Origin of the sequence: Streptomyces sp. NPDC001941, from assembly GCF_040296945.1 — a bacterium.
Taxonomy (GTDB): domain Bacteria; phylum Actinomycetota; class Actinomycetes; order Streptomycetales; family Streptomycetaceae; genus Streptomyces.
The window spans coordinates 22,169-36,236 of the sequence record NZ_JBEOYE010000091.1; the positions used below are offsets into that span (position 1 = coordinate 22,169).

Annotated in this window: 16 protein-coding genes; 3 read left to right on the forward strand and 13 right to left on the reverse strand. The window is 75.1% G+C overall.

The annotated features are described in order from the left end of the window. Positions 1 to 50: 50 nt before the first annotated feature. From ABT160_RS37825 to tsaB, 7 genes are all read right to left on the reverse strand, one after another. Positions 51 to 407: a YciI family protein gene (locus tag ABT160_RS37825; RefSeq protein ID WP_351652824.1), complete on the reverse strand. Its 357-nt coding sequence runs from the start codon at positions 405 to 407 to the stop codon at positions 51 to 53. 121 nt (positions 408 to 528) lie between these two features. Next, the gene (locus tag ABT160_RS37830) at positions 529 to 1,332 is read right to left on the reverse strand and encodes a polysaccharide deacetylase family protein (RefSeq protein ID WP_502984374.1); all 804 of its coding nucleotides are present in this window, start codon (positions 1,330 to 1,332) and stop codon (positions 529 to 531) included. A 70-nt stretch (positions 1,333 to 1,402) separates the two neighbouring features. After that, entirely contained in the window at positions 1,403 to 1,951 is a 549-nt protein-coding gene (locus ABT160_RS37835) for a DUF3592 domain-containing protein (protein ID WP_351652828.1), read from the reverse strand. A gap of 156 nt (positions 1,952 to 2,107) precedes the next feature. Further along, a complete protein-coding gene (locus ABT160_RS37840) occupies positions 2,108 to 2,362 on the reverse strand; it encodes a hypothetical protein (RefSeq protein ID WP_351652830.1) in 255 nt (84 codons plus the stop codon). Continuing rightward, the gene (gene tsaD, locus ABT160_RS37845; protein WP_351652831.1) at positions 2,359 to 3,492 is read right to left on the reverse strand and encodes a tRNA (adenosine(37)-N6)-threonylcarbamoyltransferase complex transferase subunit TsaD; all 1,134 of its coding nucleotides are present in this window, start codon (positions 3,490 to 3,492) and stop codon (positions 2,359 to 2,361) included. Before tsaD ends, ABT160_RS37840 begins: the two co-directional genes overlap by 4 nt. After that, positions 3,485 to 3,955, reverse strand: coding sequence for a ribosomal protein S18-alanine N-acetyltransferase (gene rimI, locus ABT160_RS37850; RefSeq protein ID WP_502984375.1), 471 nt, complete (start codon positions 3,953 to 3,955; stop codon positions 3,485 to 3,487). Before rimI ends, tsaD begins: the two co-directional genes overlap by 8 nt. A gap of 29 nt (positions 3,956 to 3,984) precedes the next feature. Then, the gene (tsaB, locus tag ABT160_RS37855; RefSeq protein WP_351652833.1) at positions 3,985 to 4,638 is read right to left on the reverse strand and encodes a tRNA (adenosine(37)-N6)-threonylcarbamoyltransferase complex dimerization subunit type 1 TsaB; all 654 of its coding nucleotides are present in this window, start codon (positions 4,636 to 4,638) and stop codon (positions 3,985 to 3,987) included. 101 nt (positions 4,639 to 4,739) lie between these two features. Between tsaB and ABT160_RS37860 the strand changes: the two genes are divergently transcribed. Beyond that, positions 4,740 to 5,306: a L,D-transpeptidase gene (locus ABT160_RS37860; RefSeq protein WP_351652835.1), complete on the forward strand. Its 567-nt coding sequence runs from the start codon at positions 4,740 to 4,742 to the stop codon at positions 5,304 to 5,306. Between the two features lie 12 nt (positions 5,307 to 5,318). Here ABT160_RS37860 and ABT160_RS37865 read toward each other — a convergent pair whose 3' ends face one another. The 6 genes from ABT160_RS37865 to ABT160_RS37890 all read right to left on the reverse strand — a co-directional run bounded on the left by ABT160_RS37865 (position 5,319) and on the right by ABT160_RS37890 (position 11,259). Further along, a complete protein-coding gene (locus tag ABT160_RS37865) occupies positions 5,319 to 5,510 on the reverse strand; it encodes a hypothetical protein (RefSeq protein ID WP_351652837.1) in 192 nt (63 codons plus the stop codon). Positions 5,511 to 5,693: 183 nt separating this feature from the next. Beyond that, positions 5,694 to 6,206, reverse strand: coding sequence for a tRNA (adenosine(37)-N6)-threonylcarbamoyltransferase complex ATPase subunit type 1 TsaE (tsaE, locus tag ABT160_RS37870; protein ID WP_351652839.1), 513 nt, complete (start codon positions 6,204 to 6,206; stop codon positions 5,694 to 5,696). Continuing rightward, complete coding sequence (locus ABT160_RS37875; RefSeq protein ID WP_351652841.1) at positions 6,178 to 7,401, reverse strand: alpha/beta fold hydrolase; 1,224 nt, start codon at positions 7,399 to 7,401, stop codon at positions 6,178 to 6,180. Before ABT160_RS37875 ends, tsaE begins: the two co-directional genes overlap by 29 nt. 99 nt (positions 7,402 to 7,500) lie before the next feature. Then, positions 7,501 to 8,742 carry an alanine racemase gene (gene alr / locus ABT160_RS37880; protein ID WP_351652843.1) on the reverse strand — a complete coding sequence of 414 codons (1,242 nt, stop codon included), beginning with the start codon at positions 8,740 to 8,742 and terminating at the stop codon, positions 7,501 to 7,503. A gap of 21 nt (positions 8,743 to 8,763) precedes the next feature. After that, positions 8,764 to 9,672, reverse strand: coding sequence for a L,D-transpeptidase (locus ABT160_RS37885; RefSeq protein ID WP_351652845.1), 909 nt, complete (start codon positions 9,670 to 9,672; stop codon positions 8,764 to 8,766). A gap of 168 nt (positions 9,673 to 9,840) precedes the next feature. Then, positions 9,841 to 11,259 (reverse strand): NAD(P)H-hydrate dehydratase, encoded by a 1,419-nt coding sequence (locus ABT160_RS37890; RefSeq protein WP_351652846.1) that lies wholly within the window; start codon positions 11,257 to 11,259, stop codon positions 9,841 to 9,843. A gap of 152 nt (positions 11,260 to 11,411) precedes the next feature. Here ABT160_RS37890 and ABT160_RS37895 point away from each other — a divergent pair, with 152 nt between their 5' ends. Further along, positions 11,412 to 11,975: a hypothetical protein gene (locus ABT160_RS37895; RefSeq protein WP_351652848.1), complete on the forward strand. Its 564-nt coding sequence runs from the start codon at positions 11,412 to 11,414 to the stop codon at positions 11,973 to 11,975. Then, a complete protein-coding gene (locus ABT160_RS37900) occupies positions 11,975 to 14,050 on the forward strand; it encodes an endoglucanase (RefSeq protein WP_351652850.1) in 2,076 nt (691 codons plus the stop codon). Before ABT160_RS37895 ends, ABT160_RS37900 begins: the two co-directional genes overlap by 1 nt. Positions 14,051 to 14,068: the final 18 nt, after the last annotated feature.

A 14,068-nucleotide genomic window follows, 5' to 3' on the forward strand; every position in this document is an offset into this window, starting at 1 on the left:
CACCCGGACCGCACCTCCGCAATCGGCCCCCGGAAGGGGTGCCGGCCCGCTCAGAACTCCACGATCTCGCGGATCTCGCAGGTCACGGTCCAGTAGTCCTCGTGGACCTTCAGGAAGCGCCGGGTCCACTCCTCGGCCTCGGCCATGTCCTTGGCCTGGAGGACGGAGTAACCGCCGATGACCTCCTTGGTCTCGGTGAAGGGCCCGTCGGTGACGGAGATGTTCCCGCCCGACCAGGTGACGCGGCGTCCCTCGGAGGTGGGGTGCAGGCCGGAGGTGTCGAGCAGGACGCCGGCCTTGGTCATCTCCTCGATGAGGACGCCCATGCGCTCCATGAGCTCGGGGCTGGGGCCCTCGGCCGGGGCGTTGTCCTCGTCGACGCGGATGAGTGTCATGTAGCGGGGCATGGTGGTGCTCCTCGGGTGCGGCGGCGGGGTCGTTCCCCGCCTCTCACCCTTGCGTCGAACGGGGCGTACGGCATTTCGACATCGCGCGCGAAGTTTTTTCGCCGCGTTCTTCCGCTGACGGTCAGACGTAGTCCTCCAGGCGCCCGACCGTGAAGCCCTGCTCCTGGATGTGGCGGAGCATGTTGGCGTACATCTCCGTCATGGTGGTGCCCTTGAGCTCGGACTTGCCGCGGAAGTGGGCCAGGATGATGTCGCCGGGGTGGAGCTTCTTGTCGCCGCGCTGGTACTGCATGTTGGTGATCTGCATGGACTCGCGCCACAGGACGATGGCCTCGACGCCGCACTGCTCGGCGGCGGCGCGGGTGCTCTCGTTCCAGTTGCCGTAGGGCGGGCGGAGCAGGCGCGGGGTGTCGCCGTACTCCTTGGCGAGCTTCTTCTGCTGGCCGCAGATCTCGTGCTGCTGGGCGCCGGGGCCCTGGGTGCGGAGGTTGGGGTGGGTCAGGGTGTGGTTGGCGACGGTGCCGCCGGCGGCCTTGAGCTTCTTGAAGTAGCCGTAGTCGCTGCTGATCGCGGAGTCCGTGAGGAACATGGTGAAGGGGACGTTGAGGTCCTTCATCATCTGGACGAACTTCGGGTCCTTCTCGGCGCCGTCGTCGATGGTGACGAAGACGACCTTGTCCTTGGTGGGTATGTCGCTGATCACCGGGACCCGGCCGCCGCCGGTCTTCACGGGCTTGGCCGCGGGGGCGGCGGGGGCCGCCGGGAAGGGCTTGAGCCCCCACTTGCGGTACGCGGCGGCGGCGTCCGGGGCGCGGTCGTCGCCCTTGGCCGGGGCGGAGGTCCGGGGCGCGGGCGACTGCGCCCGGGGTGAGGTGTCTCCGCCGTCGCTGCCGCCCGTGCCGCATCCGGAGACGCCGACGGCCAGGGCCGCGACGAGGGCCGCCGCTCCCGCTGTTTTCCTACGAACCTGAGTTCCCCATGTCCGAACGCGCGATCTACTGCGTACTGAGGGATGCGTTTTCCGCGCCCCGGGTTGCCTGTGCGCGCCCGCGGAACCGGCCGAGGGCCCAGGCCCCGGCACGCAAGGCGCCGGTCACGAGGATGCCGCAGGCGACGGCCCCGAGGCCCCACTCCCACCAGGCGGGCCCGGAGGGGTAGCCGAGCTGTTCGCGGGCGGCGACGCGCGAGGGGTCGCGCTCGTCGTGGACGACGGCGATGCGCTCGCCGGTACGGGGACGGGGCAACTTGCCGTAGACCTCGGGCAGTTCGGTACGTACGCGGGCGCCGCCCTTGCTCTCGTACCGCACGACGACGCGGTCGGGGCCCTTCGCGGGGTGGCGCGTCTCGACGACGAGGGCGGAGACCTCGGCGCCGTGGGCCTCCAGGTCGCCGACGAGGGCGCGCGAGTCGGCGCCGGCGACGGCGGTGCCCACGAGGAAGGCGGCGGAGAGCACGGCGGCGACGGCGAGCCGCGCGGGCCCGGCGGCCCCGCGGCCCCGGCGCTTGCGGTAGAGGGCGAGCGCGGCCGCCTCCTCCGGGGTCATCGGCCGGGTCCGTCGGTGTTTGCCCATGTCAGGGGTGAGGTTAATCGGGGGCGGCGAGGTTCCGGCCGGGCCGGAAGACCCAAGATCACAAGGCCTTACGACCCTGTCGGACCGGGCGGTCCCGCGGTCCGCCCCACCCCGGGCGCCCCCGCGCCCCTACCCCACCGCCTCGAACCTCCACCGGTGCACCGGCCTCGACAGCAGATCGCCGTCCGGCTCCGGGAGTTCGGGCAGCGGGGCGGACAGTGACTCCGCCTCCCACCAGGTGATCACCAGCACCCGCTCCCCCTCCGCGCGGAACACCTCGCGGCGCTCCGGCGGGTGGGGCAGGCTCTGGGCGCGGGCCCAGGCCAGCAGTTCCGCGCCCCGACCCCCGGCGGCCCGGGCCTCCCACATCAGGGCGACCTTCATGAGTACAGGTTGTCCTTGCTCAGCTCGTGCAGGTGGTCGTGGTCGTGGTCCCCGTGCGCGTGGCCGTGCGCGTGGGCGCCCGGGACGTGGGGCTCCGTCACCGGGAGGGAGGAGTCGGCCGAAAGCTCCCAGTCGGAGGCGGGGCGGTTGCGGGCGACCATCTCCGCGCCGAGGGCGGCCACCATCGCGCCGTTGTCGGTGCACAGCTTGGGGCGCGGCACCCGCAGGGTGATGCCCGCGCGCTCGCAGCGCTCCTGGGCGAGGGCGCGCAGCCGGGAGTTGGCGGCGACGCCGCCGCCGATCATCAGGTGGTCGACGCCCTCGTCCTTGCAGGCGCGGACGGCCTTGCGGGTGAGGACGTCGACGACGGCCTCCTGGAAGGAGGCGGCGACGTCGCGGACGGGGACGTCCTCGCCCGCGTTGCGCTTGGCCTCGACCCAGCGGGCGACGGCGGTCTTGAGGCCGGAGAAGGAGAAGTCGTACGCCGGGTCCTTGGCGCTGCTCAGTCCGCGCGGGAAGGCGATGGCCTTCGGGTCGCCCTCGCGGGCGAGGCGGTCGATGACGGGGCCGCCGGGGAAGCCGAGGTCGAGGACGCGGGCGATCTTGTCGAAGGCCTCGCCGGCGGCGTCGTCGATGGTGGCGCCCATGGGGCGGACGTCGGAGGTGATGTCGGGGGCGAGCAGCAGGGAGGAGTGGCCGCCGGAGACGAGCAGGGCCATGGTCGGCTCGGGCAGCGGGCCGTGTTCGAGCTGGTCGACGCAGATGTGGGAGGCCAGGTGGTTGACGCCGTACAGGGGCTTGCCCAGGGCGTAGGCGTAGGCCTTGGCGGCGGAGGTCCCGACGAGGAGGGCGCCGGCCAGGCCGGGTCCGGCGGTGACGGCGATGCCGTCGAGGTCGCGGGCGCTGACGCCGGCTTCCTTCAGGGCGCGCTCGATGGTGGGGACCATCGCCTCCAGGTGGGCGCGGGAGGCGATCTCGGGGACGACGCCGCCGAACCGGGCGTGGGTGTCCACGCTGGAGGCGATCGCGTCGGCGAGGAGGGTCGTGCCGCGCACGATGCCGACGCCGGTCTCGTCGCAGGAGGTCTCGATGCCGAGGACGAGCGGCTCGTCGCGTCGTGGGTCAGCCATGGGTCTCTTCTGTTCCTTGTACGTCGTGGAGGTTGAGCCGCATCACGAGCGCGTCGATGTTGCCGGGCTGGTAGTAGCCGCGGCGGAAGCCGATGGGTTCGAAGCCGAAGCGTTCGTAGAGCTTCTGGGCCCGGGTGTTGTCGACCCGTACTTCGAGGAGCACTTCGTCGCACTCGACGGTGGTGGCCTGCCGGAGCAGGTCGGTGAGCAGGGTGGCGCCGAGGCCGGTGCCCCAGTGGGGGCGGGCCACGGCGATGGTCTGGACGTCGGCGAGGCCGCCCGCCCAGGCGAGGCCCGCGTACCCGGCGATGCGCCCGGCGTGCTCGGCGACGACGTAGTGGCGGGTGGGGGCGGTGCCGCGGGCGTGGGCCAGCTCGGACCAGAACATGCCGGACGACCAGGCGTCCTCGGGGAACAGCTCGTCCTCGAGCGCGAGCACGGGGGCGATGTCCCACCAGCGCATCTCGCGCAGCACGGCGGTCGCGGTGGCGGTCACTTGGGGGTGACCACCTTGTAGTTCTTGGGCACCTGGGCGTCGGGGCGGCGCAGGTAGAGGGGGCGCGGGTCGAGGAAGTCCACCCCGGCGGCGAGGCGCTCGGCGGCGAGGGAGGCGAGGGCTCCGGCGGACTGGTGCTCGGGGCCGCGGGCGTCGGTGAAGACGTCGGGGTAGAGCAGGGCCCCGGCACCGACGGCGGGCAGTCCGGCGACCCGGTCGGCGATCTCGGCGGGGCGGTCGACGGCGGCGTCGGTGGTCCGGGTGCGGGCGTCGTCGTACCGGGCCCAGTACACCTCCTTGCGCCGGGCGTCGGTGGCGACGACGAAGGGCCCGTCGATGCCGGAGGCGTAGGCCAGGCCGTCCAGGGTGCACAGGCCGTGCACGGGGACGTCGAGGGCGGAGGCGAAGGCGGCGGCGGTGACCAGGCCGACGCGCAGTCCGGTGTAGGGGCCGGGGCCGACGCCGACGACGATGCCGGTGACCTCGGCGAGCTCGCGGCCCGCCTCCTTCAGGGCGCGGTCGACGGCGGGCAGCAGCAGTTCGCCGTGGCGCCGGGCGTCGACGCTGGTCGACTCGGCGACGACGGTGTCCCCGTCGTGCAGGGCGGCGGTGACGGCGGGCGTGGCGGTATCCAGAGCGAGCAACAGCACGCGAACAGCCTACGGCGCGTTCGCCCGGGGCACGGCGCCAAGTCGGGGGACCGCCTGACTGCTACCGTCACCACCGACACGTACGTACGAGAGGTGGCAAGGTGGCTAAGGGCAGCTCGGGATTCGTGGCCGGGCTCACGGCGGCGGCGGTGGCCGTGGTCGGTTTCCTGGCCTACCAGGCGTCGGCGAGCGCCCCCGGCGACCTCCACCCCAAGGCGAAGGACCCGAGCACCTCGCCGTCCTCGCCGGCCTCCCCGGGCGCGAAGGTCCCGCCGAAGGACCCGCTGGCGCTGCCCGCGAACTCGGGCCGCAACGCCCGGGTGGTGTACGCGCTGGCGGAGCGTCGGGTGTGGCTGGTCGAGGAGAAGGGCAACAAGGTCGCCCGTACGTTCGCGGTGATGCCGAGCGCGGTGAACCCGGCCCCCGGTTCGTACAGCGTCAGGTCGCGCTCTGGTTCGGTGCGCGGCTCGGACGGGGTGCAGATCGAGCACGTGGTGCGGTTCGCGAACGTGGAGGACGTCGCGATCGGCTTCAGCGCGGCGGTCGACGGGACGATGGCGAGCCCGGACCCGGCGCGCAAGACGGGCGGGATCCGGATGAAGCGCGAGGACGGCGACGCGCTGTGGGAGTTCGCGACGATCGGCAAGAAGGTCGTCGTCCTGCCGTAGAACAGTCCGCGCTCAGGCCGCGGTGCGGTGGTCCTCGTCCTCCGTACCCGTATCCGTGTCCGGGTCGGTCGCGTCCGCCGTCTGGCGCTCGCTCGGCGGGGTGGACACGGCGGTGGCCGCGGCGCACGAGGCGAGCAGGGTCCCCATGGAGACGGCCTGGGCCGGTCGTGCCGGTACCGGCCGGGTGGACTCCTGTGCCGTCATGACGCCTCCTGCGCATCGGGGGCCGGGCGTGGTTAGGCAGACCTAACCAGGTCTCGTACTCCATGTGACCACGCCCGGTGGGACGCACGCAACATTTTCCCGACGGCTTGTCGGAAAGTACACCGCGCGGGTGCCGTCGCGGGTGCAGTGCGGGTGCCGTGCGGAGGTTCCCCGGTGTGCGCGTCAGGCGGCGAGGCCCGCCAGGTCCACCGCGGACCAGCGCGTGCCGTACCCCGTCAGGGTGACGGTGCGGCGGTCGTCGTCGGTGGCGCCGACCACGCGGTCGATGACGACGTGCAGCCGGTCCTCGGAGAGGTCCTCGACCTTGCCGTCGCCCCACTCCACGACGACCACCGAGTCGGGCAGCGACACGTCCAGGTCCAGGTCCTCCATCTCGTCCAGGCCGCCGCCCAGGCGGTAGGCGTCGACGTGGACCAGCGCGGGGCCGCCCGTGAGGGACGGGTGGACGCGGGCGATGACGAAGGTCGGGGAGGTGACGGCGCCCCGGACGCCCAGGCCCTCGCCCAGGCCGCGCGTCAGGGTGGTCTTCCCGGCGCCCAGCTCGCCGGTGAGCATCACCAGGTCACCGGGGCGCAGGAGGGCGGCGAGGGAACGGCCGAGGTCCTGCATGGCCTCGGGCGAGTCGACGGTGAGGCGGGCCGCGGCCTCAGCCGCCGGGCTGTGCGGTGCTTCCATACGTGCCAACGTTAGCCGCTGCCGGGACCGCCCCGACCCGCGCCAGCAGGTCCGCGATCCGGTCGGTGACGGCCTCGGGGTGCTCCAGCATCACCAGGTGCCCGGCGTCGGGCACGATCACCATCTCCGCGTCGGGGAGCAGGTCCGCGATGGCCTCGGTGTGCGAGCTGGGCGTGACCAGGTCCCGGTCGCCGGCCAGCGCCAGGGCGGGCACCTGGGCGAAGACCTGGAGCGCGGCCTCCTTGTCGTGGTCGGTGAAGGCCGGGAAGAACTCGGCGACCACGTCGATGGGCGTGCCCTCGATCATCCGCTCGGCGAACCGGGCGACGGCCGGGTCGACGTCGCGGGACGAGAACGAGTACCGCTTGATCAGCCCGGCGAACAGGTCCGCCGTCGCCCGCCGCCCGCGCTCCACCAGGTCCACCTGCGAGCCGAGGGCCTTGAGCACGCCCGGCAGCACCCGGCGCACCGCGTTGACGCCCGCCACGGGCAGCCCGTAGTTGACCTCGCCGAGCCCGCCGCAGGAGGTGCCGACGAAGGCGACGCCGACGACGCGCTCCAGGACCAGCTCGGGGTACTGGTCGCCGAGCGCCATCACGGTCATGCCGCCCATGGAGTGGCCGACCAGCACCAGCGGGCCCTCGGGGGCGGCCGCGTCGATGACGGCCTTCAGGTCGCGGCCCAGGCGGTCGATGGAGACGGGCACCCCGTCCGGGCCCTGCTGGGCCACGCCGCGCTCGGAGCGGCCGTGGCTGCGCTGGTCCCAGTGCACGGTGCGCACCAGGCCGCGCAGGGCGGCCCGCTGGAAGTGCCAGGAGTCCTGGTTGAGGCAGTAGCCGTGGCTGAAGACGACGGTGACCGGGGCGGGCTCCTTGCGGCCGAACAGCCGCCGCCTGCGGGCGCCCTGGGGCTCGGGGTCGACGTCGTCGACCTCGTAGTAGAGCGCGGTGCCGTCGTCGGCGACGGCGGTGCCGGGGGTGCCGCGCAGCGAGCCGTAGGGCCCTGCGGCGTCCAGGGCGAGGCGGGCCTTCTTGCGCATGCCCCGGCCCACGGTGAGCCGTTCGACCGCGACGCCGGCCGCGGCGCCCGCGGCGAGTACGCCTATCGCGGCGCCCGCGAAGCCCGCCGCGACACCCGCGCGGCGCCAGTTGCCCGTGGCGGCCGCCACGACGTCCCCCGTGCTGGTCTCGCTCACCGTGCCGCTCCTGTTCGTACGCGCTGGAGTGCTCTGGCCGTCCGTGGTGGTTCACTTTCCCGCCCGGCGGGCTCGCCGAACGGGTGTCCTGCCGCCGGATCAGCCGGCGGACGCGCCCTCGCCGTCCGCGTCGCCGTCCGGGTCCTCGTTCAGGTAGACGCGCGGCACGCGGCTTCCGATGCGCGTGACGATCTCGTACGCGATGGTGTCCGCCGCGCGCGCCCAGTCCTCGGCCGTCGGCTCGCCCCGGTCGCCGGGGCCGAAGAGCACGGCGCGGGTGCCCGGTTCGACCCGGTCGCCGCCGAGGTCGACGACGAACTGGTCCATGGCGACCCGGCCGGCCACCGTGCGGACCTTCCCGCCGACCAGGACCGGGCCCCGCCCGGAGGCGTGGCGCGGGATGCCGTCCGCGTAGCCCAGCGGGACCAGGCCGAGGGTGGTGGCGCGGTCGGTGACGTAGTGGTGGCCGTAGCTGACGCCGTGGCCCTCGGGGGCCTCCTTCACCAGGGCGACACTGGCGGACAGCGTCATCACCGGGCGCAGCCCGAGGCCGGCGGGGGTGCCGATCTCGGGGGCGGGCGAGACGCCGTAGACGGCGATGCCGGTGCGGACCAGGTCGAAGTGGGCCTCGGGCAGGGTGAGGGTGGCGGGCGAGTTCGCCACGTGCCGCACCTCGGGCTCGACGCCCTCCTTCTCGGCGTACCCGACCAGCTGGCGGAAGACGTCGAGCTGGCGGCCGATGGAGGGGTGGCCGGGCTCGTCGGCGCAGGCCAGGTGCGACCACAGGCCGGTGACCCGGACGAGGCCGCGCTCCTGGGCGTCCAGGGCGGCGGCGACGAGCGCGGGCCAGTCGGCGGGCTGGCAGCCGTTGCGGCCCAGGCCGGTGTCGGCCTTGAGCTGGACGCGGGCGGGGCGGCCGACGGCGCGGGCCGCGTCCTCGACCTCGCGCAGCGCCCACAGCCCGCTGACCGACATGTCCAGGTCGGTCTCGATGCCCTCGGCCCACGGGTCGCCGGGGGTCCACAGCCAGCACAGCAGCCGGCCGCCGATGCCGGCGGCGCGCAGGGCCAGGGCCTCGTGCGGGGTGGCGGTGCCCAGCCAGGTGGCACCGGCCTGCTGGGCGGCGCGGGCGCAGCGGACGGCGCCGTGGCCGTACGCGTCGGCCTTGACCACGGCCATCACCTGGGCGTGCGGAGCGACCCGGGCGCGCAGCGCGCGCACGTTGGCGCGCAGCGCGCCGAGGTCGATCTCGGCGCGGGCGCGGGGCGCGCCGGGCCCCTCGGGGGGCACGGCCGGGTCGCTCTCGGCTCGGACGCGGGCGGGCTGTGGTGTCTCAGTCATCGTCGCCCAGTCTCTCAGGTGTCAGGTCCCGGGCCGCCTGCCCCAGATGTAGACCCGGTCACCCTTGGCGAGGACGCTCCACAGCCTGCGGGCGTCGCGGTGGCTGAGGTTGACGCAGCCGCGGCTGCCGGGCGGGGTGGAGGTGCTGGCGTAGATGCCGTGGAAGGCCTGGCCGCCGCTGAAGAACTGGCTGTACGGCATGGGGCTGTTGTAGAGGGACGACCAGTGGTTCTTGTGGCGCCAGGAGACGGTGTGCCAGCCGGTACGGGTACGGAAGCCGGCGCGTCCGCTGCGCACGGGCACCGGCCCGTAGACGACCTTCCTGCCCTGCTGCACCCACATCAGCTGCCTGCTGAGGTCCACGCAGGCGACCTTGGTCCTGCGGACCGGGCAGCGGCCGTCGGCGTTGGGGTCGCGCTGGGCGGTGAGCTGGCGCATGCGGGCCCAGGTGACGGGTCCCGCGAAGCCGATGGCGGGCCGGATGGACTGGGAGCGCTGGAAGGCGGCGATGCGGGCGCAGTCGGCGGGCGACTGGGTCCCGTCGGCCTTCAGCCCGAGCCAGCGCTCGACCTGCGCCTGGTGGGGGCCGGTGCGGCGGGTGCAGGACGCGGCGGCCTCGCGGGCGCGGGCGGCCTCGGCGGCGGGCACGTACTCGACGAGGTCGTCGACTCCGGCCGGGGGCGCGGGGGGCTCGGCCTCGTCCTCGGGCCCGGGGTCGTGGACGACGGGCGGGAGGGCCTGGTCGGGGGTGTCGAGGGGGTAGGGCGGGCGGGGGGTGAGGGGGACGCCAGGGACGAGCTGTTCGGCGAGCGCGAGGACGGGGGCGAGGGCGGGGGCGGGGGCCGGGTCCGGACGGGGGTCGGGCGGGGCGGCGGCGACGAGGCCGCCCAGGCAGAGCAGCACGGCGGCCGCACGAGTCCACTTGATCACCCCCAGAGCAAATCGCCCCGGCCGCGCGGAGGCCGCTCACCACGCGGGAGGGGTAGCCCGGGTGGGGGCGGGGGTCCGCGTGGGCACCGCCCACTCCGGGCCCGGGTGCACGGGGTGCGGGCCCTGCGGCACATGGGCACCGCCCACTCCCGGGTCCCGGGCTCCGGGTCAGGCCTCCGTCACGTCGCGCCAGGACTGGCGGATGCCGGAGGGGAGGGCGCTGGCCGACAGGGGGGCCGCGGCGGCTGCCGTGCGGCCGGCCAGGCCGTGGAGGTAGGCCGCCACCGTGCCCGCGTCCCGGGCGGAGAGTCCGCCCGCCAGGAGCGCCCCGCCGAGCCCGGACAGCACGTCCCCGCTGCCCGCCGTCGCCAGCCACGCCGTGCCGGTGGGGTTGACGCGGACCGGCTCGGACGGCGAGCCGATCAGCGTGGTCGAGCCCTTGAGGAGCACCGTCGCCCCGTAGCGCCCGACCAGTTCCCGTACCGCCTCCAGGCGCCGCGCCTCGACCTCGGCGCGCTCCACGCCGAGCAGCGCGGCGGCCTCCCCGGCGTGCGGGGTCAGCAGGGTGGGTGCCGTGCGGGACCGTACCGTCGCGGCGGGCAGGTCCCGCAGCCCGTCCGCGTCGACGAGGACCGGCACCGGGGCGGCCAGGACCGCCGCCACCCCGGGGTCGTCGCCCAGGCCGGGGCCCACCACCCACGCCTGGACGCGCCCGGCGCGCTCGGGCGGGCCCGCGTGGGCCAGCACCTCGGGGTGGGCGGCCAGCACCTGCTGCCCGGCGGTGCCGACGTAGCGGACCGCGCCCGCGCCGCCCGCGAGCGCCCCGGCGACGGCGAGGACGGCCGCGCCCGGGTAGCGCGCGGATCCGGCGACGACCCCGACGACCCCCCTGCGGTACTTGTCGCTCGCCGCGCCCGGCACCGGCAGCAGCCGTGCCACGTCCGCGTGCTGGAGGGCTTCGAGTTCGGGCACGGAGGGCAGGCCGAGGCCGATGTCGACGAGCCGCACCGCGCCCGCGTACTCCCGCGCCGGGTCGACGAGCAGCCCCGGCTTGTACGTGCCGAAGGTGACGGTCGCGTCCGCCCGCAGGGCCTCCCCCGCGACCTCGCCGGTGTCGGCGTCGACGCCGCTGGGCAGGTCGACGGCGACCACGGCGGCGCCGCAGCCGCGGGCCGCCCGGGCCACCGGGACGGCGTCGGGGCGCAGTCCGCCGCGCCCGCCGATGCCGGTGATCCCGTCGAGCACCAGGTCGGCCGCGGCGAGCGCCTCGTAGGGGTCGTCGGCGACCCGGCCGCCCGCGCGGCGCAGCGCGGCGAGCCCGTCCTGGTGGGCCCGGGAGCCGAGCAGGACGGCGGCGACCCCGGCGCCCCGGCGGGCGAGGCGGGCGCCCGCGTACAGGGCGTCGCCGCCGTTGTCGCCGCTGCCGACGAGGAGGACGACCCGGGCCCCGTACACCCGGCCGAGCAGGCCCGCGCAGGCGGCGGCGAGCCCGGCGGCGGCCCGCTGCATCAGGGCGCCCTCCGGCAGCTTCGCCATCAGCTCGGCCTCGGCGGCCCGTACGGTCTCGACGCGGTGAGCGGTACGCATGCCCCCGAGTCTGCCCCAGTCGCGCCCGCCCCACGAGTGCGCGGACGCCCGGCCCAAGTGGCGTTCCTTTGCCAGGGGTTGACTCACCCCCTCAACATCGACTTAGGTATGCCTTACCTAAGTTCACCTGCCGAAAGGTTCGGGACACACCCATGCCTGCCGTACGCGTCCTCCGCGCCGCGCTCGTCGCCGCCAGCGCCGCCGCGCTCACCGTCGGTCTCGCCTCGTCCGCCTCCGCCGCCACCGCCGGGCGCACCGTCACCGACGGCGGACAGAGCTACACGCTCTCCCTGACCGCCCCGAACGCGCTGCCCGCCGCGGGCTCCAACGTCTCGGTCAGCGGCTCCGGCTACAACCCCGACCAGGGCGTGTACGTCGGCCTCTGCGCGGTGCCCGCGGGCGTGAACACCAGCGACCCGTCCACCTGGAACAACAAGCCCACCCCGTGTCTGGGCGGCCAGGACGAGTCCGGCACCACCGGCGCCTCGCACTGGGTCAACTCCGACTGGTACTGGCTCTCCCCGAGCAACTCCTCCCCGTACACCGAGTCCGGCGGCAGAGGCTCCTTCACCGCGTCCATCCACGTGAAGGCCAAGATCTCCGACACCGTCACCTGCGGCCAGTCCGGAGTCACCTGCGCCATCGTGACCCGCGCCGACCACTACGACAGCGCCGACCGCAAGTACGACGTCTACGTGCCGGTGACCTTCAGCTGATGCGCACCAGCAGACGAGCCGCCGCGGCCGCCGCCGTCCTGCCGCTGGTCGCGGCGGTCACGGCGGCGGGCGCGGCGCCCGCCGCGAGCGAGGACGCCGGCACCAGCGCCAAGGGCCCCACCGGGCAGACGCTGACCGTCTCGCGCACCACGGGCCTCGACCCGGCGGGCACCCGACTGACCGTCACCGGCCGCGGCTACGCCCTGGACAAGGGCGTCTACCTGGCCCTGTGCGCGGTGCCGGAGAAGACCGGCGAGGCACCCAGCCCCTGCATGGGCGGCGCCGACCTCTCCGGCGCCACCGGCTCCTCGTACTGGATCTCCAGCAACCCGCCGGACTACGCCAAGGACCTGGTCAAGCCGTTCACCGCGGGCCCCGACGGCAAGGGCGGCTTCGAGCTGACCCTGAACGCCAAGGGCAGGGAGGGCGACCTCGACTGCACGAAGGTGGCCTGCGCCGTCGTCACCCGCGCCGACCACACCCACATCTCCGAGCGCGACCAGGACGTCCTCGTCCCGGTCTCCTTCGCCACCGCCACCACCGAGCCCGACGTCCCCGCGGGCACGGTGCGGCACGCGGTGCTGCGGACCCTGGCGCCGCAGGGCGGCAGCGTCCTGGACACCGAGGTCGACGCGGCGAAGGGCCGGCTGTACGCGAGCGGCGGCGACGGCACGACGTCCTGGCTGGACGTGTACGACACGACGAGCGGCGAACGGATCGGCGAGCGGCTCCGGCTCCCCGCCCCCGCCACCGTGCTGAGCCTCACGCCGGACGGCGCCACCCTGCTGCTCGGCCTCTCCACCCGGGTCGCCGCGTACGACACCGGCAGCGGGAAGCTCACCGACGAGGCCGTCCCCGGCCAGGGCAGCGTCAGCCTGCTCGCCACCGACGGCCGGGTGCTGTACGTCGGCGACCAGGCCCGCAGGTCCGTGTCCGTGTACGCGCTGGGGAGCGGCGAACGGGTCGGCGAACCGGCCGTGTTCCCGTTCTTCCCCGCGGGCCTGGCGGCCGACGCCGCGCACGGCACCGCGTACGCCACCTACGTGGGCGGCGCGATGGAGAACGGCGCGGTGGTCTACCGCAACGTCCTCAACGCCGTCAGCGGCACCACCGGCAAGGTCACCGGCACCGTCAGCCTCGGCACCACGGCGCTGGGCAGCATGGGCGTCGCCGTCGACCCCGCCACCCGCACCGGGTACGTCGCGAACCTGGCCGCCGGATCGGTGTCCGTGGTCGACCTCGCCGCCCTGGAGGTGACCGGGACCCTCACCGTCGGCGGCAACCCCAAGGCCATGGCGTACGACACCGGCACCCGCACCCTGTACGTCGCCCGGACCACCGCGTCCTCCGTGGCGGTCGTCGACCCGGCCGAGGGCGAGGTGACCGGGACGATCGCCACCGGCGACAAGCCCGCCGCCCTCGCCCTGGACGGCACCCGCCACGAGCTCTTCGCCGTCGCCTCCGGCACCGTCACCCAGGCGGCCCGCCAGGTGTCGCCGACCGTCGTGGCACAGCCCCGGCCGGTCACGGCGAAGGCCGGCGCCGAGGCTGTCTTCACCGCGTCGGCCGACGGCACCCCGCGGCCGGCGGTGGGCTGGGAGACCAGCGCGGACGGCAAGACCTGGCAGGCCGTGCCGGACGCGACCGGGACCACCCTGACGCTCAGGGCGGCGCCCGCGCTGGACGGGCACGCCTACCGGGCGGTGTTCCGCAACGCGGCCGGAGTGCTGCGCAGCGAGCCGGCGAAGCTCACGGTCACCGGGGCGCCGTCCCCGGACCCGGGCAAGGACCCGAGCAAGGACCCGGGCACCCACCCGACGGGCCCCGCGCCGACCGCGTCCACGCCGTCGGACGGCGCCACGGACCCCGGCGCGGGCGCCGTGGGCGGCTCATCTGGCGGTGCGGCGGGCGGTTCGGGCAACGACCCGGCCGCCCAGGGTCCGGGGGCCTCGGGCCCCCTGGCCTCCACGGGCAGCAGCCCGCTCCCGTTGGCCCTGGGAGCGGCTGCGCTGGCGGTGACCGGAGCGGGGGCGGTGCTGTACGCACGCCGCCGCCGCACCCCGGGCACCGCGTAGGAGCCGTCCCGGCGCCCC